Raw genomic sequence first — 26,700 nt, forward strand, 5'->3', positions numbered from 1 at the left:
AAATAGTTATTTAAGTTCATCTAACACCTTAAATAGCTTTTTGTTTATTCCGCTGCCGCTATAATTATTAATATTGATAACAATTACATATTTATTCCCTGCCGAATCAGTGTGATAACCTGCAAAAGCAGAAACATCGTTTATGGTGCCGCTTTTTATCTTCATTCCATTATATTCAGGTAATGCTTTATAATAATCGGCAAACCAGTTTTCCTTTTGTACTTGAAACAAAATATTGGCCATAGCCGAAGTTGTAATTCTATCGCCGGGCGAAAGTCCGCTTCCATCAATAATGTTCAAGGCTGATTTGTCAATTCCTTTAGCTGCCCAAAAATCTATTTCAGTTTCGGCACCTTTTGAAGTTGTAGCTGGTTTCCCAGATTTTAACGCAATAGTTTTTAGCAGGGTTTCGCCATATAAATTGATGCTCTTTTTTAAAAACCAATAAGTTATTTCACTTAAGGGAGGAGAACTGATGGTGCTTATTTTTTGAGTAACTGTAGGAATTGGTTGATTGTTTAATGCCATTAATCTGGTTGTAGTAACTTGGAGATTGGTTTGAATACCTAATCTTTTTAAAGTATCCTGTAAACGATAGGCACAATCAAAAGCAGGATCGGGGAGTGCAACAGAAATACCCGTTTTACTAATTCCCATTCCCCAACTTCCTCGCAGATACGCAACATTGCTATAGGGTGGAAGAAAGGCATAACTTCTGTCGCCAGTTCCAGAACTTCCTGTTTTAAGTTCATTCACAATTTGCACATAAGGGGTTTCTGGAACGGTTTTTACAATTTTCACGCCATCAGCTGTGCTAGAACCCGGACGTAAATGAATATCGAATTGATTTTCCCGCCAAGCTAAGCCCGAGGTTCCGGCACCGTAATAGTTCCCAATATCCTGCCAAACCCAGCCTTCTGGCGTTGTTTGTGTTCCGAAAATTCTATCATCGCCAATTATAGTGCCCTCAATTTTTTTAATTCCTGCTGATTTTATAGCCGCAACCCACTGCGTTAAAACTGCATTTTCTTTGTTTTGATACCGCCAGGAACCCAATGTCGGATCGCCGCTTCCCATAATGATGAGATTTCCTTTCAAGGTTCCGTCGCCTGTAATAGTTCCTGTATAAGCTAGCGTAGTTTGAAATCGAAAATCCTTGCCCAAAATGCTAAATGCAGTTGCGGCAGTAATGGTTTTTAAGGTAGAAGCGGTAGCTAAACCAATTTGCTCATTTTTCGCAAATAGCGTTTTGCCAGTATTGGCATCCAAAATGCAAAGCGATGTAATGGCATGTTTTGCCTGTTCATCATTTAATAGATTGTTAAACGCTTTTTCGAGGTTTTGGATTCTGGTTTGAGCATTAACAATATTTGAAACAATGATTAGAACGAATAGGGAAAATATTTTTGAACGCATAGATTTTTATCTCTTGATGATAAACAAAGATAAAATTATTTGAAAACCCATACCCAATAATAAATAGATATAGCTATTTTATTTGGAAAGCGAAACCTGTGCTTCTTGGGTTTCGATAGTCCCGCCTTTTGCTAAATCCTGATAGAAAACCTGTGCAACAGGCAAGCATACCTGATAATAAATAAAGACAGATGCTTAAATCAGGATACCGCTGCCAGTCGGGTTTATTTATGCAGTTTGAAGTTGTATCTAAGCCACCTAAACCCGATCAAAGCGAGATGCCAATTCTTCATTGGCAGAAGCGGGAGCGGGGCGGGTATAACCTAAAAGCTACTCAAACTGCTTTCTCAAAAAAAAGATTATTGATTAAAGAGAAACCGTTTGTGTAAGCATTATCCATTAAAAAGTTTATTGCGTTTAATCTCTTTACCTTGCCTTAGTTTAACTGCATGATAAATTGTTGGAACATCGTTTGTCCACTTTTTAAGAACAAGTGTAATGGCTATAATCTCCAACCTAGTTGCTAAGCCAACCCACAAGCAAAGCTCGAATAGGACCAAAGATTTACAGTGAACCATGATTTCTACTAGCGTAGCAAATAAAATTAGCGTCCATATTTTTGCCCCGATAGAATGAGTGGCAATTTCTTTTTTAAACTTTAGATAACTAACAAAATAAATGAGCACTTCGGCACCAATAAGCACCGCTAGCTTCATTAGGTTTGCCTTAAAAAAATCGGGACATTGAATATAGGTGGCAACAGTTACGGATATGAAAAAAACCTGGTCAATGCTTGAATCTAGGCGCCTTAATATCTCTGAGGAAATATTTAACCTTCTTGCTATTATTCCATCGAAAACATCGGTTAACAAGCCAATCGACAATAGTGTAATTGCCCAAAACGAATAATGATTTGCATCGATTACACTTAGCAAAATAATTCCAAAACCAATAAGTAACCTAGAATAAATTAAGGCGATTGGAATATTTTTCATAATTGGAGCGCATAAAAAAACCTGTGAGTTTTGAGATTCACAGGTTTTAATTTTTATTTCTCTTAAACTAATTCTTTCTGAATTAAGTATTCTGCAATTTGAACCGCATTAGTTGCGGCGCCCTTACGCAAATTATCGGCTACAATCCAAAGGTTTAGCGCTCTTGCATGTGATTCATCTCTACGAATTCGACCAACAAAAACCTCATCTTTTTCATGTGCGTCTTTCGGCATTGGATATTTAAGGTTCGCAACATCATCTACAACGATAATTCCTGGCGCCTTTTCTAAAATGCTACGAACTTCGGCTAAATCGAAATCGTTTTCAAACTCGATATTAACCGATTCTGAGTGGCCACCCATCACAGGAATACGAACAGTAGTTGCGGTAACCTTAATGCTGTTATCACTCATGATTTTATTGGTTTCATTAACCATTTTCATCTCCTCTTTAGTATATCCGTTTTCCATAAAAACATCGATATGAGGAAGAACATTAAGATCAATTTCATAAGGATAAGCTTTAGGGCCATCAATACCTTTACGCTCGTTCATCAACTGCTCTACAGCCTTAACACCTGTTCCGGTAACCGATTGATACGTAGAAACCACCACACGTTTAATTTTATATTTATCGTGCAAAGGTTTTAAAACCACCACCATTTGAATGGTAGAACAGTTTGGGTTTGCAATAATTTTATTATCAATAGAAAGTTCGTGAGCATTTACTTCCGGAACGATTAGCTTAACATTAGGATCCATTCTCCACGCAGAAGAGTTATCGATAACCGTTGTTCCGGCTTCTTTGAAACGTGGTGCATGCTCTAATGAAGTATTTCCACCAGCAGAAAACAAAGCGATGTCTGGTCTCATGCCAATTGCAGTATCCATGCTAACGATTGGGAACTTCTTACCCTTAAAAGTAATTTCCTTACCAACACTCTTTTCTGATGCCACGGGAATTAACTCTGTTAAAGGGAAATTTCTTTCCTCCAATACTTTTAACATTACGGTACCAACCAAACCGGTTGCACCTACAACTGCTACTTTCATTTTAAATTTTAATTATTATATTTATTAAACATTTGATATAAGCCCAAATATGGTAAAAATTACGCTTATATCCCTATTGTTACCCATTAAAATTGCATCCATTATTTTAAATCCTCATTCGATAACCGAAAAAAGGATAGGTATTGTGTGCTCATCCATCCCAATAAACCGCTCAATGAATGGCATTCGAAATGAAAGTCGAATGGCTACTTTCGCTTACCAAATTATCAATAGGGGCGATATTCTTATTTCTGAAGTTTTGTTTAATCCAAAAACTGGTGGAGTGGATTTTGTAGAGATTTACAATAACTCTGGCCATGAAATCGATTTGAAAGAATTGCAACTCGCAAATGCAAATACCGCTGGGGAACCGGCAAGCATTAAAAACGTTTCTGCAGTAAAATTGATGATTGCGCCCAGTACTTACTGGGTGATTACTATAAATCAAGCCAATATCAAACAGAATTACCAAGCTAAATTTCCGAATCAATTTGTTCAATTAAGCAGTTTGCCAGCTTACAATAATGATAAGGGCTCGGTAATTCTATTGAGCAATAATCAGATCTTGGATAGGTTAGACTACAACGCAAAGATTCATCATCCATTAATTCAAGATGAAGATGGAATTTCTTTGGAGCGTGTTTCTTTCTCTGTAGGCGCTAATGAATCGGGTAACTTTAAATCGGCTGCTGCAACGGTTGGTTATGCATCACCAACTTACAAGAATTCTCAAGAACTAAATGGCGGTGAAAATTATGCTCGCTTATTATCGAAGACATTTTCTCCTGATGGAGATAATTTTGAGGATTTGATGACTTTGGAATATCAGGTTGCTGAAAACGCTAGCCTGGCAAATGTTAACGTATATAACGATAAGGGAAGATTGGTTAGAAAGTTGCTTAAAAATCAAACCATCGGTACAAATGGAGCCTTAACTTGGGATGGTTTAAATGATGATGGGCAAAAAGCAGCTATTGGAATTTATGTTGTTCTGTTTGATGTTTTCGATTTGAATGGAAATACAAAACGTTTTAAAAACACTTGTGTGTTGGCTGGAAAGTTGAATTAAGGATTTTCTTAAGAGATAAATTACTAATAATAAAGTGATTTATCCCACAGATTGAAGTGATTGAGGCAGATTTTAGCCTGAATCATTTTAATCTGCGGGAAAACTTATATCAAATTCGCTTTAATATAATCGCAACTGGTTTTAATTGAACCAATTGGATTTGGGTAATAATTGCTTTCATGTTCTACAAAGAAGTGCTGCATACCAGATAGTTTAGCTTCGGCAAAAATGGCCTTAAAATCGATTGATCCTTTGCCAACTTCGGTATTTAATTCTGGCTTTGCTTTATCCATATCCTTAACATGCCACATTGGAAAACGACCTGGGTATTTTTTAATTAATGCTAATGGATCATTTCCAGAACGAACAACCCAGTAAATATCCATTTCGAAGTTCACTAATTTTTTATCGGTTTCTTTTAAATAAACTTCATAACCTGTTGTATCGCCTAAGTTTTTGAACTCAAAATCGTGGTTGTGGTAGGCAAACTTTAGTCCTGATGCTTTCGCAATTTCTGCCACCTTATTAAAATCATCAGCAGTTTTTTTGAAGCCATCAGCACCCTTGCTCATGTCTACATGCGCACCTGCAATAGTGAAATATTTACCGCCAAGTGCCGCACAAGATTCAATATCTGCTTTTAGTTTATCGGTTTTACCAGTTTTAGAAAATTCATCCATTCCATAATGCCCACTTGGTGCTTTCAAGCCATTGGCATCTAGTAAAGCCTTAAATTCTTTAGTCGATAGATTCCAGAATTTCCCATCAGAGAAACCGTAGGTCTCCACTTCTTTATATCCCGCTTGAGCTACCTTTTCAATTACTCCTTTTACATCCTTTGGCAATTCATCACGCAGTGTATATAATTGTAAGCCAACATTTTTGGTAGCCTTATCGAAAGCAAATGATGGAATTAGTACTGCAGCACCAGCCGCTAAGCCAGCCTGTTTTATAAAAGTTCTTCTAGAGTTCATATACTAAAATTAAACAAGTTCTTTTTTATGTATGCGCAACTTGCCGCCACCGATTCCATTGGGTTTGGCTTGTAATTGGTTTCATGCTCAACAAAGAAATATTTCATTCCTGATAGTTTAGCATCAGCGAAAATAGTTTTGAAGTTTATTGAGCCTGTTCCCACCTCGGCATTTAATATAGGGTCTTTTTTATCCATATCCTTAACATGCCACATGGTAAAACGTCCTGCGTTTTCTTTAAATAGCTTTATCGGATCATTTCCAGAGCGCACCACCCAATATAAATCCAATTCAAAATCAACCAGGTTTTTATCAGTGCCTTTTAACAAAATTTCGTAACCAGTGGTATCGCCCTGTTTTTCGAACTCAAAATCGTGGTTATGATAGGCCAATCTTATACCTGCATCTTTACACATTTTGCCAGCTTGGTTTATTTTCTTTACCAGTTCCATGTAATCATCTGCATTTTTTCTAATACTTGGATCTAGCCATGGAATGGTAATATATTCGCTTCCCAATACTTTGGCTGCAACAATTGCCTCTTCTAATTCTGCTGTGTCTCCGTTAGCTAAATAATTGGTTAAACTGTAATGTCCACTTGGTGCATAAAGACTATTATCATCTAAAAGCTTTTTAAATTCTATAGGATTTAAGCCCCAATATTGATCTTTTATAGAAAATCCATAAGGCTCTACCTGAGTAAAACCGGCCTTTGCTACTTTTTCAATTGTTCCTTTTACATCTTTAGGCAGTTCATCTCTTAACGACCATAACTGCAAGCCAACATTCTTTTTATCTCCCATACAGGCGAAAGACGGGATTAAAAGTGCTGCTGCTGCAGCCATGCTACTACTTAATATAAAACTTCTTCTTGATAACATATTCTTTATTTTAAGCAGATAAGCAGGCTCTTGAGGTCCTGCTTATCTATTAGTGTTGTTTATCTAAACTATTTTTGGTTCTACCTCTGGTTTGTTTTTATCTCTGAAAAATAAAATAAATAATAAAGCTACTACTGCCGCAATACCAGCTGGTATGAGCCATATTGCATACCAATTATGTGCCCCGTCTAACGAATATTTATTAACAACCATACCTGAAATGATAGATCCTATTAACATTCCAACCCCGTAAGTTGCAAGCGTAATAAATCCTTGAGCTGCACTTTTAAATTTTTCTCCTGCAAGCCTATCTGTATAGATTTGGCCAGTAACAAAGAAAAAATCATAGCAAATTCCATGTAAAACGATTCCACCAATAAGCATCCAATAATTACTTTCTGCGTTACCAAAAGCGAAGAATAAGTATCTTACAACCCAAGCAATCATTCCAATAGCAAGCATTTTCTTAACGCCTAGTCTAGCAAAAAATAAAGGCATTAATATCATGAAAAGTGTTTCGGAAACCTGACCTAAAGATTGAACTCCAGCAGCTTTTTTCATACCTACCTCATTTAAAAATGGATTAGTAAAGTTATAGTAAAAGGCTAATGGAATACATATAGCTACTGATGCAATAAAAAATAATAAATAAGATTTGTTTTTAAGCAAACCAATGGCATCTAATCCTAGGATATCACCAATCGAAGTTTTTTCTCCTTTTTTGATTGGAGGGGTATTTGGCAGAAAAAAACTAAATACGCCTAAGATAATTGATGCTATTGATGCAGTCTTGAAAGTTAAAATTAGATTTCCTGATTGCTCCCAATTTAACCATCCAATTAACAAGCCTGCAACTATCCATCCAATAGTTCCAAAAACTCTTATAGATGGAAATTCTTTCCCTGGATCTTTTAATTGTTTAAACGAAATTGAATTAACTAGGGCGAGGGTAGGCATAAATGCAATCATATAACCCAAAATAAATGGGAAAAAAGCATCAAAATTTAATGACGTTCCTGCCACCCAAAGTAATACTCCGCCAACAAGGTGTAAGATACCCAGTACCTTTTGAGCGGAGAAAAATTTATCTGCAATTAGCCCAATAATAAAAGGGGCGATTATAGCGCCCAGCGATTGTGTACTATAAGCTGAGCCTATTTGAACATCATCGGATAATAAGTTTTTTCCCAGGAATGTTCCCATTGTTACAAACCAAGCGCCCCAGATAAAAAATTCTAGGAACATCATGGCAGAAAGTTTAAAGCGAGTAGTGCTATTCATTTGGCTAGTTAATTATATAAAATGGTTTAGGTATTATGGGATGTAAAATTAAAGTTGTAAAACGGCTGATGTTTTAATAACATCAACCATCATACCTCTTCCATCTTCCATTAAATTATAGTTCTTTAATGGAAATATTTTTGTACCAAACTTCATCGCCGTGATCTTGTAAGGCGATTTTACCAGTTTTAAATGTTCCCCAATCTTTCCAGGTAGCAAATTTACTTCCGGCAACAATTGTTTTCCAGCTTTCATCCCAAAGGGTAGTTTTAACGACGGTTACACCATTTAAAATTAGTGTTAATTTACCTTTTTTGCTGATAATTTCTGCTTTGTTCCATTCGCCAACAGGTTTAACTGGCTCTGATGAGCTTTTTACCAAATCATATAAATCTCCAGCACGGTGTTTTTGAATTTTTCCATCTGGATGGCCATCATTATCAATCACCTGCATTTCCAATCCTGTAGAATAGGTAGCGCCATATTTTGGAGCTTCATTTACGTAGAAAATTAATCCACTATTTGCTTTTGGAGCAACTTTCCAATCGTATTTTAAATGGAAATCGCCATATTCCTTATCGGTAATTAAATCACCTCCGCCATCTTTTCCTTTGGCAACTAAATCTAGGTGTAAAGCACCATCTTGAACTTGCCAACCGCTACCAGTTGTCGTTTTGTTGTAAGTATGCCATCCGGTTGTGGTTTTGCCATCGAATAATGGCTTGAAGCCTTTTTGTGCTTTTGATATTTGTGTTACTGCAAGTAGGATGCATGCAGAAAGGAAGATTTTTTTCATTTTTTTTTATTTAAGATCATTGTGAGGAACGGAAATATCCTAATGCTAGAGTAAAGACATTTAAATCTTTTAGCCGTTGTAGGATTGCTTCGTGCCTCGCAATGACGAATATGGTTATTAATTAAAGCGTTAAATTATTCCAGCCCTTACGGTATTCGCGTTTTACGAACTGGTTGGCTTCATCGAAATTGGTCACTTTCATATTGTCGTTATCCCAAAGCATTTTTGAATATCTGCCAGGATAAGTAGTTTTGCCACCAACTGTTTTTTGGATGTCGAAACTTCTAATCGCCAAGTTGGCCATTAATAAAGCTTCTGTCAGCGGACCAGCAATTTCGAATGGAGAGCTTACTTCTTGTTTGCCATAACCAGCAATTGCAGCTTCTACCCATTGTTTATAGTGGCCGTTTGCACCATCAGGAACACGGGCATATTTTGGTGCTACTTTAATATCCTTGTTTCTACTTAAAGGCAATAATTTCGGATTTGCACTATAAGTTTCAGACATCATTTTACCTTTAGTACCGATGAATAATGTACCATTTCCACCATCACCAAAAGTTTCGTTTGCTTCTAATTCTTCAGGGCGTTCTGGTTGAATACCACCGTCCATCCAATGTAAGGTAACATCTCCTTTAGTTTTATTCGTTTTAGGAAATTTTAAGGTAACGTGACTAGATGGAGGACAACTCTCCGGGAAATATCCACGTTTAAATTCATCTACATAAACAGAGCCAACGCTAGCCTCAACTTCTTTAGCATATTTTAAATTTAAAACGCTAAAAGGTGCCTCAATTAAGTGGCAACCCATATCGCCTAATGCGCCAGTTCCATAATCCCACCAGCCACGCCAGTTAAAAGGAACTAATTTATCCACGAAATCTTTTTCTGGAGCGGTACCTAACCACAAGTTCCAATCTAATTCCTTTGGAATATCTGCCTTTTTCGTAGGCCAAGGAATACCTTGTGGCCAAACCGGGCGATTTGTCCAAGCGTAAACAGTATGTACATCGCCGATTAATCCAGCTTCGTACCATTCTTTCATTTGGCGAGGTCCATCGTTTGATGCACCTTGATTACCCATTTGGGTTACTACTTTATATTTTTTTGCAGCCGCTGTTAAAATACGAGCTTCGTAAATATCATGTGTTAATGGCTTTTGAACATAAACATGTTTACCTAACTGCATAGCCGCCAAAGCTTGGATTGCATGATTATGATCGGGAGTTGAAACAGAAACAGCATCGAAGTTTTTGTGCTCCTTATCTAACATTTCACGCCAATCTTTATAATATTTTGCTTTAGGAAAAGCCTTGATACTATTGGCTGCACGGCGATCATCTACATCACATAGAAAGGCAATATCTGCCTTTCCGCTTTTGTTAAACATATCTAAATCGCTTTGGCCTTTTCCACCAACGCCTATACCTGCAACAAGTAAACGATCGCTTGGCGCTAAATAGCCCGGTCCGCCTAAAACGTGGCGTGGCACAATCATAAACGCAGCTGCTGCAATAGCTGTAGTCTTGATAAAATCACGGCGGTTACTCGCGGTCTTATTGTCTTGCTCTGTTTTCATATTAGTAAATCGATTTGCTGATTTGGTTTGACTATTTCTTTTTCAATGAAAGGATATATTTTACCATTAATTTTGCATCAGTTGGCTTTAAGGATGCATGAGCAGTCATTGGCATAGTGCCCCAAACGCCAGTTCCACCTTTAATAATCTTATCTGATAACATGTTGATGTTTTTTTCAGTTGCAGGATATTTTTTTGCGATATCCATGTATGCTGGGCCGATAATTTTATTAACCTTATTGTGGCAACCGATACAATCAGATTTGTTGATCAATTTTTCACCTGCGCTCATTTGCAAAGCGTGGTTTGTAACTGTTGCCGTAGCAATAACCGTTTTCTTTTTCCCTAAATCTGCTTTTGTAAACGACGCCATAAAAATGACTACAGCGCCTAAAATTAAAAATGTTTTTTTCATGTGTGTTTATTGTTTTTATTGGTATTCAAGCTTGCATAAGCTGTTTTATTTATTAGTTGTTGCTTATGCAGGTTTTCATGTGTGTGTGTTGTTTTGTTAATCTTGTAAACCTAATATTTTTTTATTGAAAGCGCTATCACTACCTGATGCTGCAAAATCATCAAATGCCTTATCAGTTACATTGATGATGTTTTTCTTAATGAATTCTGCACCCTCACGAGCACCATCTTCTTGATTTTTAATGCAGCACTCCCATTCCATAACGGCCCAACCTTTAAAATCATACTGAGCCAATTTACTAAAAATGGTTTTAAAATCAACTTGTCCATCTCCAGGGGAACGATATCTACCCGCTCTATTTGCCCAACTTTGGTAACCACCAAATGTGCCTTGTTTACCTGTTGGATTAAATTCTGCATCCTTTACATGGAAAGCTTTTATCCTTTCGTGGTAAATATCGATGTATTGGATGTAATCTAATTGTTGCAGTACAAAGTGAGAAGGATCATACAATAAGCATGCCCGAGGATGATTATTTACTGCAGCGAGGAACATTTCATAAGTTTCGCCATCAAATAAATCTTCTCCGGGATGTATTTCGTAGCAAACATCAACTCCGCAATTATCAAACTCATTAAGGATTGGTGTCCAACGTTTTGCTAACTCTGCAAAACCCTCTTCTACTAAGCCAGCAGGGCGTTGCGGCCATGGATGAAAATATTGCCACAATAATGATCCACTAAAAGTAGCATGCGCATTTAGCCCCAAGTTTTGAGAAGCTTTTGCCGCATACTTCATTTGTTGTACGGCCCATTCAGTTCTTGCTTTAGGGTTTTTATGTAGTTCTTTTGGTGCAAATGCATCAAATAAATCATCATAAGCGGGATGAACAGCAACTAACTGACCTTGAAGATGCGTAGATAATTCAGTAATTTCTAATCCGTAAGCGGCAATTTTACCCTTTAATTCATCGGCATAGGTTTTGTTTTCTGCAGCTTTTTTTAAATCAATAAATCTACTATCTAGAGTTGGCATTTGAATACCTTTAAACCCTAAACCAGCCGCCCATTCGCAAATGCTATCTAATGAATTAAACGGTGCTTCATCACTAATAAACTGGGCTAGAAAAACCGCTGGTCCTTTTATTGTAGTCATTGTTATTCTTAAATTTTATAATCGGTCCATTTTTGATCAGAATTGCTAGATGCCACGACATTTTCAATAAACGCCATTCCTCTAATTCCATCTGCCGTTCCTGGAAAATCTAACATTTCAGGTGTGGGTTGCTCATTATTTAGCTTTGCATCAACTGTTAACGCAAAGTTTTTGTAAATATTTGCAAAGGCTTCTAAATATCCCTCGGGATGACCGCCTGGTGTTCTAGAATTGTGTTGAGCGAAACTTCCCATGTAGCCGTTTCCAGTTCTGTATATCTGGGCAGGAGCGTTAGACCATTTTACGATTAAGGTATTGGGTTCCATCTGGTGCCATTCCATGCCACCTTTTTCGCCATAAACCTTGATTTTTAATGCATTTTCTTCTCCTGCAGCAATTTGCGATGCAATTAATATACCGTTAGATCCATTATCAAATTTCAAAAGAACATTACCATCATCATCAATGGCTCTTCCAGGGACAACGATGTTTAAATCGGCGCAAATTTTAGTGATTTTTAATCCAGAAATATATTCAGCTAAATGCGCTGCATGAGTACCAATATCACCCATGCTTCCACTTTTACCAGTTTTAGCAGGATCTGTGCGCCATGCGGCTTGCGCATTTCCTTCGCGTTCTGATAAGGTACTTAACCAGCCTTGAGGATATTCTACGATGATTTTTCTGATTGCTCCCAAAGCGCCCTCGCTAACCATTTGTTTGGCTTGCTTAACCATTGGATAACCCGAGTAAGTGTGCGTTAAACAAAGTGTTAAACCAGTTTCATCAACCTTGGCTTTTAACTGCTTCGCTTCCTCTAAGGTTAATGTCATTGGTTTTTCGATAACCACATTAAAGCCAAGATCTAAAGCCATCATTGCTGGTGCAAAGTGTGCAAAATTGGGTGTTACAATGGTTACGAAATCTATTCTTTCATCGGCAGATAACTCACTTTCTTTGGTGAGCATTTCCTCATAGGTTTTATAGATTCTGCTATCTGGCAGGAAAAGCATTTTGCCCGATTCGTAGCCGACTACAGGATTTACACTTAAAGCTCCAGCTGTAAGTTCGATTAATCCATCCATATTGGCGGCAAGGCGATGTACGGCACCTATGAAAGCGTCTTTTCCGCCGCCAATCATGCCCATTCTTAATTTTCTTCTCATTTTTATAAAAGGTGTGAGGCGTAAGGCGTAGAGCATAGGGCGATTTCCCTGATACCTTAAACCCTACGCCTTTTACCTCGTCTAGATGTTCTTCTTCTTTAATTCTTTTACTGCATAGTCGCATGCACGGGCTGTTAATGCCATAAATGTTAACGATGGGTTTTGGCAAGCGATTGATGGCATACAAGATCCATCAGTTACAAAAACATTACTCACCTCGTGCATCTGGTTCCATTTATTAAGGACAGAAGTTTTGGGATCGTTACCCATTCTTGCTGTTCCTTGCTCGTGGATGGCCATACCCGGATAGCAGCCATTATCAAACGTTTTGATATTTTTCAAGCCAGCAGCCTCTAACATTTCAGCCGCATCATTCATCATATCAACACGCATTTTTTTCTCATTCTCCTTGTATTCACAATCAATTGCCAATACCGGTTGACCCCATTTGTCTTTTTTGGTTTTATCGATGTAAACCCTGTTTTCGTAGTAAGGCAACATTTCTCCAAAACCACCTAAGCCCATGCTCCACTTACCTGGTTTGGTCATTTTTTCTTTTAAACCAGCTCCAAATGAAAGTTCGGCTACATCACTCTGCCAGTTGCTTCTGCTAGCGCTGCCCTGATAACCAAATCCGCGGAGATAATCGCGTTTATCATTATTAATATTTTGATAACGAGGGATATATATTCCGTTTGCACGACGACCATAAGTATATTTATCCTCAAATCCCTCTGCTTCTCCATTTGCTCCACAACGGAAATGATGATCCATTAGGTTATGACCTAATTGACCACTTCCATTACCTAATCCGTTTGGATGAGCTTCTGAAGTTGAATTTAACAAAACGAAAGTTGAACCTAGAGTTGAACCGTTTACGAAAACAATCTTGGCGTAAAACTCCATTTCTTTGTTTGTTTCTGCATCAATTACCATCACACCTTTTGCTTTTTTGGTGTCTTTATCGTAGATGATATGATTTACGATAGAGTATGGCCTAACCGTTAACCTCTTGGTTGCCATTGCAGCAGGTAGGGTAGAAGATTGTGTACTGAAATAAGCACCAAAAGGACAGCCTCTGCTGCACAAATTTCTATATTGGCAATTGCCGCGGCCTTTATGTGGAACAGTAAGATTGGCCACACGACCAATCATCATGATGCGTTCTCTTTTGTAATGTTCTTCAATCCGTTTCTTAACCGATTTTTCAACAATGTTCATGTCCATAGGCGGTAAGAATTCTCCATCCGGACAAAGTGGCCAGTTTTCTTTAGATCCGCTGATGCCCGCAAATTTTTCTGCGTAATCGTACCATGGAGAAAGTTCAGCGTAACGAATTGGCCAATCATTTCCATGACCGTCCTTTTTGTTATCTTCAAAGTTATGATCGCTAAAACGGTAGCTTTGGCGGCCCCACATTAGCGACTTTCCACCCACGTGAAAACCACGATACCAGTCAAAGCGTTTATCTTCGGTATATGGACATTCCAAATCATTTACCCACCATTTTTCATTGGCTTCTTGATATGGATAATCTCTTTTTTGAACAGGGTGAGTACGTTTTTGCTCTTCGGTAAGTTTACCAGCATGCTTAAACTCCCAAGGGCTTTTCATTGCGGTTTCGTAACCAGTAATGTGCTCAATATTCATTCCTCTCTCGAGCATAAGCACACGCAAGCCTTTTTCTGTTAATTCTTTCGCAGCCCAGCCACCACTAATTCCCGATCCTATTACAATAGCATCGTAAGTATTTTCTTCTTTTAAATTGGTATTTAAATTCATGATGTTTTGTAGTTGATTTTGAAATTAGGTTGCCCAAGATTTTTGACCAGGTTTTAACTTGGCATTGCCGTCATATCTTCCTGGAACAAGAACATATTCACGGGCTTTGGTACAACCAATTTCTGATGCGTAATAGCCTAATAAAGTTAAATCTCTTGCCGTGGTGAAAAAGTAAACTAAATCTTTATTTTCTTCGGATTTTGTTTCTTTCTGAGCAATCGCCATCGCTCTTAAATCGATCATTAATTTTGTTCTATCGGCTGGAGTTAATGCCAAATAGTTTTTGCCAAAATCTTTCATTGATTTAGCTTGTAAGTCTTTGAAACCCTGAGCAAATGAGGTTTGCAAAGTTGCTGGATAGCAATCTTGCATCATCATCGGGATAAACTTACCAAGCCCTGCAGCTTTAGCACCAGCAGATGATTTGGTGGTTGGAACAATAACATCGGCAAATTCTGCAAAAATCTTTTCATCGCCAACAGCAAATGATACGAAGTTTTTTTCGTTTTCAGGGAGCGTAAAACTTTCAAATAAAACGCCCATTGTGCTGGCGGATATTGCTCCTCCAAGCAAAAATGCAACGTTTCTCAGTGCTTCTCTTCTGTGCATCGTTTTTTATGATTATTTTGATTTGGTTAATATGCGTTGAATTGTAATATTAGAAAAATTATGGCGTAAAAATCAAATTTGAATGTCTAAAATATGGTCTGCAATGCGATTGTTACTACATAGAATTATTCTAAATAAAGTGTTTTTATGCGTCTTAAATACGTTTAAAATTGATTTTTCTTCTTCAAATACTTCGTGTAAAAAGTACATTTAGTAATAAATAAGTGGCCTGCTCTTAATTGGATAAGAAAGATAAGATTTTTTCTTTTAAATAAGTTGATTTTTTACGTAGTTATAACTTTCAGTGATGCTTTCGAAAGGCTCTTTGGTAATCAGATCTTGTTCAGTAAAAATATAATCTAAACCAGCTGTTTTAGAGGCGGCGAAAATGCTCTTGAAATCAATCCTTCCAGATCCAACTTCTGTAAAAATAGCCTTATCTTGTTTATCCATATCCTTAACATGAAACATTTTATAGCGACCAGGGTTTTTCTTAAACATATCAACTGGATTTAAGCCTGCATTTACTGCCCAAAAAATATCAAGCTCGAAACCGACAAGTTTGGTATCAGTTTCTGATAATAAAATTTCATAACCTGTGATGCCTTTGCCTTGATCTTTAAATTCGAAGTTATGGTTATGGTAAGCCAGTTTTAAACCCGACTTTTTACAAAGTTCTGCTACGGTATTAAATCTTGCGGCCATTTTTTTATAGTCATCGAAGGTGCCATTTGTCCTGATATCAGTCGGTAGGGCAGGAATTACAAAGTATTTTTGACCAACGCTTGTGGCTACCTCAATGTGGCTTTTTAAAACCTTATCATCTCCGGTTGAAAGAAATTCTGTTACGTTGTAGTGGCCGCTTGGCGAGGTAAGGTTATTGGCTTTAAGCAAGGCATTGAAATCTCTGGCTTCTAATCCCCAAAAGCCTTTCACTTCATATTTTCCTGGATAGCCATAGTAGGTTTCTACCTGATTGTAACCAATTTTGGCAACATGCTCTATGGTTGCCTTAACATCGGCGGTTAATTGTTCTCTTAGGGTAAATAATCCAATTCCTATTTTAGAAACTTTGGGAGAATGTGCTAGTGCGGATGTAATGATTGATGGACTTATAAAAGCGGCAGCGCCTGCTAAACCTGCTTTTTGTAAAAATGATCTTCTGGTTGTCATGATGGTTGAATTAAAAAGCCGGAGTTTAAACCCCGGCTTTATTGTTAAAATGAATAAGCTAATGATCCCCAGAAAGTACGTTGAAGTAAAGTTCTGCCAATCATTAATTGACCTGGAGTAACTGTTGCGAAATTCCTGAATTGATCTCCGCGAACATCACCCTCGGTTAACACTTTTGCATCTAACAGGTTGTCTGCCCAAAATCTTATAGATAGTTTCTTTGTGAAGTTATAGCCTGCACCAGCTTTCATTACTACATAAGCTGGAAGTTTATAGCTATCACTTGGAGAAGTGAAACGACTGCCAACATAGTTAGCCGCCACATATAAATTAAAGTTTTTATAATCGTAGTTTGCACCAAGCTCTGTATTTAAAACAGGAACCCTTTCCGTTCTATTGCCCGTAAAGCTGTATGTACGGTCTCCAAATTCTGCCACTACCGCTGCATTGCCGCTCGTATTAGCTTCATAATCTGTGTATTTAGAATCTTGTAATGTTCCAGTTAAACGCAAGCTTAGTGGTTTAGCTATTTTATAAGAAACCTCATATTCAGCGCTAAATGTACGGGTAGAACCGAAAGCAACCAATGCCTGTGTGCCAGCTGCAGTTGTAGGCACATTGATGGTTAACGATGTGTTTTTGATTGCTGAGTAACTTCCCGAAGCGAAAATTGCCAAGTTGTTTTTAGCATATTTAAAACCAACTTCAGCTAAATAAACTGGGCGTTTCTTAATGTTCGCCGAATTGTATGCTGCTGCGTTATAATCTCCAATATTTGGTGCATTATAAGCTTTGGTTATACGAGCAAACATGCTAGAAGTACTGTTTATTTTATAATTTGCTCCTAATGATGCGGCCCAGTTGGTTAGCGTTTCATCATAAGGTGTATAACCTAAAATTGTAGCCGTTGCAGCCGCAGTTGTGTTTACAGTTCCATTTGTATTCAGTGCATAATATGGTCTATCGCCTTTAACATTTTGATTATCAATCCTTGCACCAATATCCAAACGCCATTTTTCAGTTAACTTAATCTCATCAGTGGCATAAAGCGATAAAGTTCTGGTATCGCCAATAAAGGTATTTTTGGTTTGAACAGTTCTTTCTGAAGCAGTTGGCGATTGAAGAATAATGCTTGGATGTTCCTTAAACTCCGAGAATGAGCGGAAAGCATAACGTAAATCATCACGATTATATTGATGAATTCCACCACCAATGCCTAGGCTATGATTTTTAATTGTTTTTTTCAAATCGAGGTAATCTACAATTTGAACATCGCTATTGATTTGTCCATTGGCTGAGGAAGTAATTACATAATCACCTGCAACAAATGGAGCTACTGTACCCCCAGGGTAGTAATAAGGTGTTGCAGCAGTTCTGGCTGTAATTCCGCTTGGTACAGTATAGGTAGAGTTTGTATGCGTATTTTGGTAGCGGAAATTATTTACAATTTGCCATCCGCCATCTGTTAAATAATTGAATTGGAAACCACCAGATCCTAATTTGGTATGGATACCATCTGTTAAGCTAAAATTGTGGTTGCCAGTTGCAGGATCGTTATAACTCCACTCTGTTTGTAGTGGAACAACAGACTGCGATGCCATATCGTAATCGCGATAAGTTGTAGGCTTGCCTGTTCCATCATAAGGATAGTAACTGGTTAACAGAAACTGAACCTTGTCATTCAGATACTTACCATACACACGAATAAAACCTTTGTTGTTTTTGAAATTAAAAGTCATGTTGCCTTTAATTTGTCCACCTTGGTTGGCTGGTTTAAAACCTTGATCTACAACACCATTATCTGTACGGTAGAAACCACCAATGTTGTATTTAATTAGATCATTTATTTTTCCACCAGTATTTCCATCAAAGCGATATAGCCCCTGAGAAAAACCAGTAGTAAACTTAACCTGACCGTATTGCTTATCTGCACCAACATAACTGATATTGTTTACAACCGCACCAGGCGTGTTCGATTGGATGATAGATGCATTACCACCTCTTACAGCTTCGATATTTTGGATCGTTAAATCTGTTTTATAGTATTGATCGATAGATGGATTGGTGTTAAATCCTGTAGGTAAAAGCGGCAAGCCATCTTCTTGAATCCCTAAGAAAATATAACCACCTTGTTGCGGAAATCCACGCACCCATACATTACCCGGACCATCGCCACCTGTACTTTCAACGGTTAATCCAGGAATGGCTTTAAGTAAATCGGTACTATTTAATGGCGCCCGGTTGGTAATGTCTTTATTGCTTACCGATGTTAACGCAACGCTACTTTCCAATTTTTTCTTCGGATTACCACCCGTAACCATTACACTTTCCAGCTGAAGATTATCTTCAGAAAGGCTTATGGTTAAGTTTTCATCGGCATTGCCAGGAGATAAATTTACTTCTTTTGAAATGAAGCCCACAAATCTGACTACTAAAACACGACTATCTACGGTTAAGCCTTTAAGAGAGAAATTTCCATTTACATCGGTTGTGGTACCGATTGTTTTTCCCTTAACGGTGATGGATACTCCAGGAATTGCTTCACCTTTGCTATCAGTTACTTTTCCTGTAACGGTGCCATCAAAGGCTTTTAAAAGTTCTAAATTGTTATTAGCGGGTATAGAATAGAGCAGAATTTGATCTTTAACTATCCTATATCCCACGTCATAACGTTTTAGCGAATTCTCAAGAAAGTATTTAAGTTTTTGGTTAACTACATTGATAGAAACTTTTCTATCAGAATTAATTAATTGCGGACTATAAACAAACTTCACGTTTGCCAGCATTTCCGTTTTTTCTATAATGGTTTTAATATCGGTTTGATCAGCTTTGATCGAAATTGGTTTATTCAAGAAATCTTGGGCATCGACATTTTTGGCAAATGCACCACAAGTAAAAATTATTATTGCAAGTATTTGGTAAATCGAAACTCTCATTGCATATATAGCCAGCGAAATAAGTTGATTTTTTTTCATAAATTTGGTTATTGTTCATTAAATGATTGGATTTATTGGACATAGAAATACCATGAATACATTCTATTGTATTTAACTCGCCGGCAATGCCCCACATTGTCGGCTTTGTTTTTTAGAAAAATATTATGGAAAATTGAGCCGCGATTACGGGCTGTAAGAGGTCAGGTTTTTCTTCATAATTTTATATATTTTGGTTAGTTGTTATTCGAAACCATAATGCTGGTTCCTTGTATGTAATATTTGCTTGATATTGATCCACAGATAAGATCTAGCTGCTCATATAGCCCCTTTTTACTTAAATCTCCTGTAAAGGTGTAAGCTGAAATCTGCTCATTTTGCACTTTTATCTCAATGCCATAAGCTTCGGATAAAACACTAAAAATTTCCTTTAAATTCTCCGCCTTAAAGTTGTAGGAGATGTTACTTGGAATATTGTAAGCAACAGCCAGTGGAACAGGTTTTTCTACCAGCGTTTTCTTTAAGTTATGATTGGCAAACACACCTTTTTGGTTTGGTGTGAGTAAAATAGGCTGAGCATTTTTTTTATCTGACAAAGAAAAAATAGTTGTCTTCTCATTCTCGTTTACTTGAACCTTGCCCGTTCTCACTGCTACCTGTGCAGGTTGGGCATTTGCACATTCCTTTACGAAGAAACTTGTTCCTAAAACCCGAATCACCAAGTGTTTATTGTAAACATAAAAGGGCCTCTTAGGATTTTTGCTTACTGAGAAAAATGCGTTTCCGTTTAAAAAAACCTTTCTTTCATTTGAAGCAAAAACCTGAGGATATGTAATACTTGCATTTGGATTTAATGTGATTTTACTTTCGTCACTCAACGAAATAATCATTGGACGATCGGTATCGTTGGTTTTCTCAATAAAACTTAGCTCGCTGTTGTCATCAAGAAAAGATTGTTCGGCTCGGTTATAGTTTGTAAGGTATAAACCGCCGATAAAAAATGCCACAGCTATTGATGCTGCGATAGCCAATTTCGGCCAAAGTTTTTTAATTTTTAGAGCAGATTGAGTGACTGTTTTTTCGCCATTTATTTTAAGCCAAATGTTGTCTTGCATTTCTTCAAGATCAGTTGAAGAAAGATCTACGAAGTTTTTATGATTTAAGTTATGATACCATTTATCTACCCAAAGCTTTTCTGCTTCAGTACAATTACCATCTTGATAACGGGCTAGTAAATCGTGAAATGATTTTTGATTCATAATAAAATATTTGGCTTATAATATACAAGTAACACAACCTAGGCGAAACCCTAAAGCCTAATTACAATTAATTGAATAAATATGTTAAGTAATTGATTATCAGTTAAAAAAATATATAAAAATTTTTAATATATTCTTTTATTCTTTTAATTGATCTGGTGATATGGTATTCAACAGCTTTTTCGGAGAGATTGAGTTCAGTTGAAATATCTTTGGTAGATTGATGCTGGTAACGACTTAACCTAAAAACCTCTTGCGTTTTTTCGGGTAACGAATTAATTCCTTTTTCTATAATGGAAGATAGATCATGGAGATCGACAAGGTTTGCGGTATCTTGATGATCTTCGGAGTAGGTAAGCGTTTGATAGGCCATATATTTATTCTCCATTACCAAACTGCGGATGTGATTAATTACACTCAGCTTTAAGGCACCGAATAAATAAGCCTGGAGGTTATTAATCTCCAAAGTCATTCGCTTTTCCCAAAGGGAGATGAAAATATTTTGAACCAATTCCTCCGCAATAATTTTATCACCAGTTTTTTTATAGGCGGCATAAAGCAGTTCTTTACTATAGGCAAAATAAATTTTTTCGTAAGCCCGCTTGTCGCCTTGTTTTAGGAGATTAAGTAAATCGATAGATTTTTCAGGCTCTTGGGGAGTCATTATTTATTTGGTTATGCGGATGAGTAAGGTAAATGTAATGAATTATTTGTTCTTGACTTTGACCCGATAAAAGTTTTGCTAAAATTTAAGCGTATTTGTACTCAGCATAAAAATTAACGCAACACATTTTTATTGGAGTGAAAATATTTTATATGCCTTTTTACCTCATTTTTTTACCTTTGCTCAATCTCTAAAGAAATTATGCAGGAAAATATTGTTGTATTGGGCTCAAATGGGCAAATTGGTACCGAATTGGTTACCATGTTACGTAAAATATATGGTGATGATCATGTTGTTGCATGCGATATTCGTAGGCCCGATTACGACATTAAAAATTCGGCACCTTTTGAATTTGTTAATGTTCTAGATAAGGAGATGATTAACGGCATATTTAAGAAGTATAAACCTACGCAGGTTTATCTTTTAGCCGCATTGTTATCAGCAACTGGAGAGCAAAATCCAAAGTTAGCTTGGGATTTAAATATGAATGGTTTGCTAAACGTTTTGGATTTAGCCTTAGAATATAAAACGGCAAAGGTTTACTGGCCAAGTTCTATTGCTGTTTTCGGACCGAATTCTCCAAAGGATAATAACTCGCAGTATTGTGTAATGGACCCGAATACGGTTTATGGAATTAGTAAGTTAGCTGGAGAACGTTGGTGCGAGTATTATAATCAAAAATACGGATTGGATGTACGCAGTATCCGTTACCCTGGATTAATCAGTTGGAAAGCTGCTCCAGGAGGTGGAACAACAGATTATGCTATTCACATTTTTCACGATGCATTAAAAAAAGGAAGTTATCAAAGTTTCTTAAATGCAGGCACTGAATTGCCCATGATGTATATGGATGATGCCATCCGTGGGACGATAGAATTGATGGATGCTCCGGCCGATAAAATTACAGTTCGCAGCAGTTATAATTTTGGCGGCGTAAGCTTTACACCAGAAGTTCTGGCAGCAGAAATCAGGAAACATATTCCAGATTTTACGTTATCTTACACATCCGAAACTGATCCTCGTCAGCAAATTGCAAACAGCTGGCCGCGTTCTATTGATGATAGTACGGCAGCAAAAGATTGGAACTGGAAACCAGAGTTCGATTTATCGAAACTCACAATTGACATGTTAAATAATTTAAAGAAATAAATCCCCTCCCAGCCTCCCCAAAGGGTAGGAGGATCATTTTGCGCTCTCTTCCTTTGGAGGGGTTGGGGGAGGATACAATTACTACTAAAAATGGGAAGAGCATTCGAATTTAGAAAAGAAAGAAAATTTAAGCGTTGGGCGAAAATGGCCGTTCAGTTTACGCGTATAGGTAAGGATATTGTAATGGCAGTTAAAGACGCCGGACCTCATCCAGAAACCAACTCTCGTTTACGTACTGCAATGCAAAATGCCAAAGCAGTAAATATGCCTAAGGATAGGGTAGAGGCGGCAATCAAGCGTGCTTCTGATAAATCTATGGCTGGTTATGAAGAGATTGTGTACGAAGGTTATGCGCCGCATGGTGTTGCCATTTTAATAGAAACGGCTACCGATAACACCAATCGTACCGTAGCAAATGTGCGTAGTTATTTCAATAAAACCGATGGATCTTTAGGTAAAACAGGCTCGCTGGATTTTATCTTCAACCGCAAATCTATTTTCAGATTTAAGCCGGCTGAGGGCCTAGATTTAGAAGAGCTTGAATTTGAACTAATCGATGCAGGTTTGGAAGAATTATATGTAGAGGCAGATGAAGAGGGCAATGATGTAGCAGTAGCACAAGGCACTTTCGAAAATTTTGGCTCTTTACAGAAAGCTTTGGAGGAAAAAGGAATAGAACTAACGAGCTCAAAACTGGAGCGTATAGCATTATCGCATCATGAGGTTACCGAAGAACAAGCTGCAGACGTTTTAAAGTTGCTTGATAAATTGGAGGAAGATGATGATGTACAAGCTGTGTATCACAATATGGCTGAATAATTGAAATTGAATATTTATAGCAAAGGCTCGCAGATTTTTCTACGAGCCTTTTTTGTTGTCTTAAAATTTAGAGAACACATTTTTTGAAATGATCATTAAATTTTTTGGAGCGCAAAACCAATGCTCATCGGTTGTAGCTGTCCCGCCAACATTTCAAGTCCTCTCCCGATGAAGAATCGGAATGCGGGCTTTCCATTTATGTCGGGGCTAATTTACTTGGGTTAACCGAAGTAAATTAAACCTGACAGCAGCGAGCACGAGCCCGATTTTTCTTCGGGTGAGTAAAGCGAATGGCAGGGCTATCGTAACCGATTATTACCAGCCCTTGCTTTTCAAATTAAATTTAGATCTATTCTTTAAATTTACCGAAAGTGACTTAACTAGTTCTTATTGTGGCTAAACAACCAAGGCAATAACTCTGGCTCGGCAAATGCGCTATCCCAACTATTATGGTTTGCATTAGGGTAAAGCGTAAACTTCACTTCATCACCAACAGTTTTTAATCTTTCGGCAATCGCCATCGAAAAAGCAGGATCAACGATATCATCTTTTGCACCCTGAAATATCCATAGCGGTATCGTTTGATATTTTTTAATGTTATTGGTATTATCGCCACCACAGATGGCAAAAGCGGCGGCAAATGTTTTGCGTTGTCTTCTCAACAACTCGTAAGTACCCATTCCGCCCATAGATAAGCCACCAATATAAACCTGCTCTTTATTAACGAAAGGTTTTTTGAGGAAATCTTTTACCATTCCTTGCACGGCATGCATAATTTTGGTTGGCTTTCCGCCCTCAACAAAACTTATTTTTCGCTTGCCTTTTTCATCGTTGGTAATATTAATGTTTGCCCAAAAATCATTTTCAGGACATTGAGGGAAAACAACAATAGCTGGGAAATTTTTGCGCACATCGGCCTTTAAAAATAATTTACCCCCATGAGCCAATTGTTTTTCATTGTCATTTCCCCTCTCGCCACTTCCATGTAAGAAGAAAACAATTGGATATTTTTCGGCAGGATTGAAATTTTCGGGAAATAAAACTCTATAATAAATTGAATCCTTACCCTTAATGAAACTTCCTCGATCATACTTTTTTAAATCTTGGGCATTTAAAAATAATGCAGAAAAGAGAATACAAATGGTTAGAAATATTTTATTCATACAACAAAAATAGAAAACCCTGCCTATTTTACAATAGTACAGGGTTTATAATCGAACCTAACCTCGATTATTTTAATGTGAATGCAGCAGTTTTTACATCCCTTGAATTTGTACCAATAAATACTTGGAAATCTCCAGGCTCAGCAACAAATTTTAAATCTGAATTGTAAAAATTAAGGTCATTATCGGAAATATTAAAAGAGATCGTTTTGATTTCTCCAGCTTTCAGACTTACTTTTTGGAACCCTTTTAACTCTTTAACAGGACGAGTAATGCTGCCAACCAAATCGCGAATGTACAATTGAACCACCTCTTTACCATCATATTTGCCTGTATTGCTCAAAGTAACGGATGCAGTTATGGTTTTGCCTTTTGTTAAAGTATTCGAGCTCAATTTCACATCGCTGTAATTGAAAGTGGTATAACTTAAACCGAAACCAAATGGATATAATGGATCGTTGCTCACATCTAAATAATTAGAACGGAACTTCTCGAACCATTTGCCTTCAGCCAATGGGCGACCAGTGTTTTTGTGTGCATAATAAAGTGGCACCTGACCAACGTTTTGAGGGAAAGTCGCACTTAATTTACCTGATGGATTTACTTTACCAAAAAGCACATCGGCAATGGAATTTCCTGCCTCACTGCCAGGAAACCAAACATTTAATATGGCTGGAATATTTTCCTCTTCCCATTTTAAAGCCAATGGACGACCTGTAAATAATACCAAAACGATTGGTTTGCCAGTTTTAGCCAAAGCTTTCAACAGGTTTTTCTGGGTTTCAGGAATTTGAATATCAGTAACACTACTTGCTTCGCCCGTAAATTCAGAACCTTCGCCCATGGTTGCTACAATCACATCCGATTTTTCGGCAACTTTTAAAGCTTCCTTAATCATTTCTTCTTCAGTTCTTGGATCGCGTTTGTAGGTAGGATTGTGAACGTTTACATAACGGTGTTCGGCGACTGAATCAGCTAAAAAGTTTGAGCCACGAGCGGTTAAAATTTTAGCATCGTTACCCAAAGCATTTTTTAAACCTTGTAACACCGTAACCGATTGATCGAACAATGCTGCAACGCTCCAAGTGCCATACATATTGGCTGTATTATCTGCCAATGGACCGATCAAACCAATTGTTCCAGATTTTTTAAGAGGAAGAATATTGTTGTTGTTTTTTAATAATACAAAACTCTCTGCAGAAATTTCTCTTGCAATTTGGCGGTTTTCTGGACTAAAAACTTCTTTCTCTGCTCTAGTTGGATCGCAAAATTTATATGGATCAGTAAATAAACCCAATTTATATTTTGCTTGAAGAATTAAACGGCAAGCTCGGTTAATTTCACTGATACTTACTTTTTTCTCTGCTAATGACTTTTTCAATGTTCCTAAGAAACCCTCGCCAACCATGTCCATATCTACACCAGCATTCATCGCCAAGGCAGAAACAGTTTGTAAATCACCCATCCCATGAGCAATCATCTCAGGAATTCCGGTGTAATCTGTTACCACAAAACCCTTAAAGCCCCATTGGTTACGCAAAACCTCTGTCATTAACCATTTACTGCCTGTCGCAGGGATACCATCCACCTCATTAAAGGATGCCATGATACTGGCTGCCCCAGCATCTACAGCTGCTTTGTAAGGCGGGAAATATTCGTTATACATGCGCACCTTACTCATGTCGGTAGTGTTGTAATCTCTACCCGCTTCAGCAGCTCCGTATAAAGCGTAGTGTTTTACGCAGGCTAAAATTTCGTTATTGGCTTGCAATTTACCTTGATAACCTTTCACCATGGCAGCTGCGATTTGCGATCCTAAATAAGCATCTTCGCCACTTCCTTCAGAAATTCTTCCCCAACGTGGATCGCGAGAAATATCAACCATCGGAGAGAAAGTCCAATTGATGCCGCTGGCACTGGCCTCAATTGCAGCCACTCTTGCCGATTTTTGAACGGCAGCCATATCCCAAGTAGCACTCATACCTAAAGGGATTGGGAAAACAGTGTTGTACCCATGAATTACATCCATACCAAAAAGCAATGGAATTTTCAATCTGCTATTTTCAACGGCTACCTTCTGTACCGCTTTAATTTTATCAACACCTTTAATATTGAACAAACCACCAACTTGGCCATCTTTGATTTTTTTGCCAATATCGCTGCTGTTTGCCTGTCCGGTGGTAATATCACCCGAACTAGGCAAGTTTAGCTGACCGATTTTTTCATCGACAGTCATTTTGGCCATCAGGTTAGTGATGAAAGTATTCATCTTCGCCTCTTCGGCCGAAACCGGTTTTTTGGTTTGCGCCGAAATGTTCAGCGCTAAGGATGTTAAAAAAACAATAAGGATTTTCGCTCTTTTCATTATAT

At 37.6% G+C, this 26,700-nt stretch carries 23 protein-coding genes; 4 read left to right on the forward strand and 19 right to left on the reverse strand.

Annotated elements, in window-relative coordinates; translation table 11 throughout:
* Positions 1-6 precede the first annotated feature (6 nt).
* Positions 7-1,416: a D-alanyl-D-alanine carboxypeptidase/D-alanyl-D-alanine endopeptidase gene (dacB, locus tag EZ449_RS14595; RefSeq protein ID WP_131560094.1), complete on the reverse strand. Its 1,410-nt coding sequence runs from the start codon at positions 1,414-1,416 to the stop codon at positions 7-9.
* A gap of 191 nt (positions 1,417-1,607) precedes the next feature.
* On the opposite strand from dacB, the gene EZ449_RS14600 reads away from it, so the two are divergent.
* The gene (locus EZ449_RS14600) at positions 1,608-1,805 is read left to right on the forward strand and encodes a hypothetical protein (protein WP_131560096.1); all 198 of its coding nucleotides are present in this window, start codon (positions 1,608-1,610) and stop codon (positions 1,803-1,805) included.
* 3 nt (positions 1,806-1,808) lie between these two features.
* Here the strand turns inward: EZ449_RS14600 and EZ449_RS14605 are convergent, their stop codons facing one another.
* Complete coding sequence (locus tag EZ449_RS14605) at positions 1,809-2,411, reverse strand: CDP-alcohol phosphatidyltransferase family protein (protein ID WP_131560098.1); 603 nt, start codon at positions 2,409-2,411, stop codon at positions 1,809-1,811.
* Between the two features lie 62 nt (positions 2,412-2,473).
* Positions 2,474-3,463, reverse strand: a complete 990-nt coding sequence (locus EZ449_RS14610; RefSeq protein WP_131560100.1) for an aspartate-semialdehyde dehydrogenase — start codon at positions 3,461-3,463, stop codon at positions 2,474-2,476.
* A gap of 175 nt (positions 3,464-3,638) precedes the next feature.
* Between EZ449_RS14610 and EZ449_RS14615 the strand changes: the two genes are divergently transcribed.
* Entirely contained in the window at positions 3,639-4,532 is an 894-nt protein-coding gene (locus EZ449_RS14615; protein WP_165499772.1) for a lamin tail domain-containing protein, read from the forward strand.
* Between the two features lie 104 nt (positions 4,533-4,636).
* On the opposite strand, the gene EZ449_RS14620 is transcribed toward EZ449_RS14615, so the two are convergent.
* The 14 genes from EZ449_RS14620 to EZ449_RS14685 all read right to left on the reverse strand — a co-directional run bounded on the left by EZ449_RS14620 (position 4,637) and on the right by EZ449_RS14685 (position 21,199).
* Entirely contained in the window at positions 4,637-5,506 is an 870-nt protein-coding gene (locus EZ449_RS14620) for a sugar phosphate isomerase/epimerase family protein (RefSeq protein WP_131560104.1), read from the reverse strand.
* On the reverse strand, positions 5,503-6,387 hold the full coding sequence (locus EZ449_RS14625) for a sugar phosphate isomerase/epimerase family protein (RefSeq protein WP_131560107.1): 885 nt from the start codon (positions 6,385-6,387) through the stop codon (positions 5,503-5,505). Before EZ449_RS14625 ends, EZ449_RS14620 begins: the two co-directional genes overlap by 4 nt.
* A gap of 63 nt (positions 6,388-6,450) precedes the next feature.
* Positions 6,451-7,668: a nucleoside permease gene (locus EZ449_RS14630; protein ID WP_131560109.1), complete on the reverse strand. Its 1,218-nt coding sequence runs from the start codon at positions 7,666-7,668 to the stop codon at positions 6,451-6,453.
* A 115-nt stretch (positions 7,669-7,783) separates the two neighbouring features.
* Positions 7,784-8,464 carry a 3-keto-disaccharide hydrolase gene (locus EZ449_RS14635; protein ID WP_131560112.1) on the reverse strand — a complete coding sequence of 227 codons (681 nt, stop codon included), beginning with the start codon at positions 8,462-8,464 and terminating at the stop codon, positions 7,784-7,786.
* A gap of 121 nt (positions 8,465-8,585) precedes the next feature.
* The gene (locus tag EZ449_RS14640) at positions 8,586-10,043 is read right to left on the reverse strand and encodes a Gfo/Idh/MocA family protein (protein WP_131560114.1); all 1,458 of its coding nucleotides are present in this window, start codon (positions 10,041-10,043) and stop codon (positions 8,586-8,588) included.
* Between the two features lie 31 nt (positions 10,044-10,074).
* Complete coding sequence (locus tag EZ449_RS14645) at positions 10,075-10,458, reverse strand: c-type cytochrome (RefSeq protein ID WP_131560116.1); 384 nt, start codon at positions 10,456-10,458, stop codon at positions 10,075-10,077.
* Between the two features lie 96 nt (positions 10,459-10,554).
* Positions 10,555-11,613: a sugar phosphate isomerase/epimerase family protein gene (locus EZ449_RS14650; RefSeq protein ID WP_131560118.1), complete on the reverse strand. Its 1,059-nt coding sequence runs from the start codon at positions 11,611-11,613 to the stop codon at positions 10,555-10,557.
* 8 nt (positions 11,614-11,621) lie between these two features.
* Positions 11,622-12,779, reverse strand: a complete 1,158-nt coding sequence (locus tag EZ449_RS14655) for a Gfo/Idh/MocA family protein (protein ID WP_131560120.1) — start codon at positions 12,777-12,779, stop codon at positions 11,622-11,624.
* 81 nt (positions 12,780-12,860) lie between these two features.
* A complete protein-coding gene (locus tag EZ449_RS14660) occupies positions 12,861-14,561 on the reverse strand; it encodes a GMC oxidoreductase (protein WP_205943011.1) in 1,701 nt (566 codons plus the stop codon).
* A 24-nt stretch (positions 14,562-14,585) separates the two neighbouring features.
* Entirely contained in the window at positions 14,586-15,170 is a 585-nt protein-coding gene (locus tag EZ449_RS14665; protein WP_131560124.1) for a gluconate 2-dehydrogenase subunit 3 family protein, read from the reverse strand.
* A gap of 267 nt (positions 15,171-15,437) precedes the next feature.
* A complete protein-coding gene (locus tag EZ449_RS14670; RefSeq protein WP_131560127.1) occupies positions 15,438-16,343 on the reverse strand; it encodes a TIM barrel protein in 906 nt (301 codons plus the stop codon).
* 44 nt (positions 16,344-16,387) lie between these two features.
* Positions 16,388-19,318, reverse strand: coding sequence for a TonB-dependent receptor (locus EZ449_RS14675; RefSeq protein WP_131560129.1), 2,931 nt, complete (start codon positions 19,316-19,318; stop codon positions 16,388-16,390).
* Between the two features lie 194 nt (positions 19,319-19,512).
* The gene (locus tag EZ449_RS14680) at positions 19,513-20,535 is read right to left on the reverse strand and encodes a FecR family protein (protein ID WP_131560132.1); all 1,023 of its coding nucleotides are present in this window, start codon (positions 20,533-20,535) and stop codon (positions 19,513-19,515) included.
* A 103-nt stretch (positions 20,536-20,638) separates the two neighbouring features.
* The gene (locus EZ449_RS14685; RefSeq protein ID WP_131560135.1) at positions 20,639-21,199 is read right to left on the reverse strand and encodes a sigma-70 family RNA polymerase sigma factor; all 561 of its coding nucleotides are present in this window, start codon (positions 21,197-21,199) and stop codon (positions 20,639-20,641) included.
* 201 nt (positions 21,200-21,400) lie between these two features.
* Between EZ449_RS14685 and EZ449_RS14690 the strand changes: the two genes are divergently transcribed.
* Both EZ449_RS14690 and EZ449_RS14695 read left to right on the forward strand, forming a co-directional pair.
* Positions 21,401-22,348, forward strand: a complete 948-nt coding sequence (locus EZ449_RS14690) for an NAD-dependent epimerase/dehydratase family protein (protein ID WP_131560137.1) — start codon at positions 21,401-21,403, stop codon at positions 22,346-22,348.
* Positions 22,349-22,438: 90 nt separating this feature from the next.
* A complete protein-coding gene (locus EZ449_RS14695) occupies positions 22,439-23,167 on the forward strand; it encodes a YebC/PmpR family DNA-binding transcriptional regulator (protein ID WP_131560139.1) in 729 nt (242 codons plus the stop codon).
* Between the two features lie 380 nt (positions 23,168-23,547).
* Here EZ449_RS14695 and EZ449_RS14700 read toward each other — a convergent pair whose 3' ends face one another.
* Together EZ449_RS14700 and bglX are read right to left on the reverse strand one after the other, a co-directional pair.
* Positions 23,548-24,330 carry a carboxylesterase family protein gene (locus EZ449_RS14700; protein WP_131560142.1) on the reverse strand — a complete coding sequence of 261 codons (783 nt, stop codon included), beginning with the start codon at positions 24,328-24,330 and terminating at the stop codon, positions 23,548-23,550.
* 67 nt (positions 24,331-24,397) lie between these two features.
* Positions 24,398-26,695, reverse strand: a complete 2,298-nt coding sequence (gene bglX, locus EZ449_RS14705) for a beta-glucosidase BglX (protein WP_131560144.1) — start codon at positions 26,693-26,695, stop codon at positions 24,398-24,400.
* Between the last annotated feature and the right edge of the window lie 5 nt (positions 26,696-26,700).

This window comes from Pedobacter frigidisoli (genome assembly GCF_004331675.1).
GTDB lineage: Bacteria > Bacteroidota > Bacteroidia > Sphingobacteriales > Sphingobacteriaceae > Pedobacter > Pedobacter frigidisoli.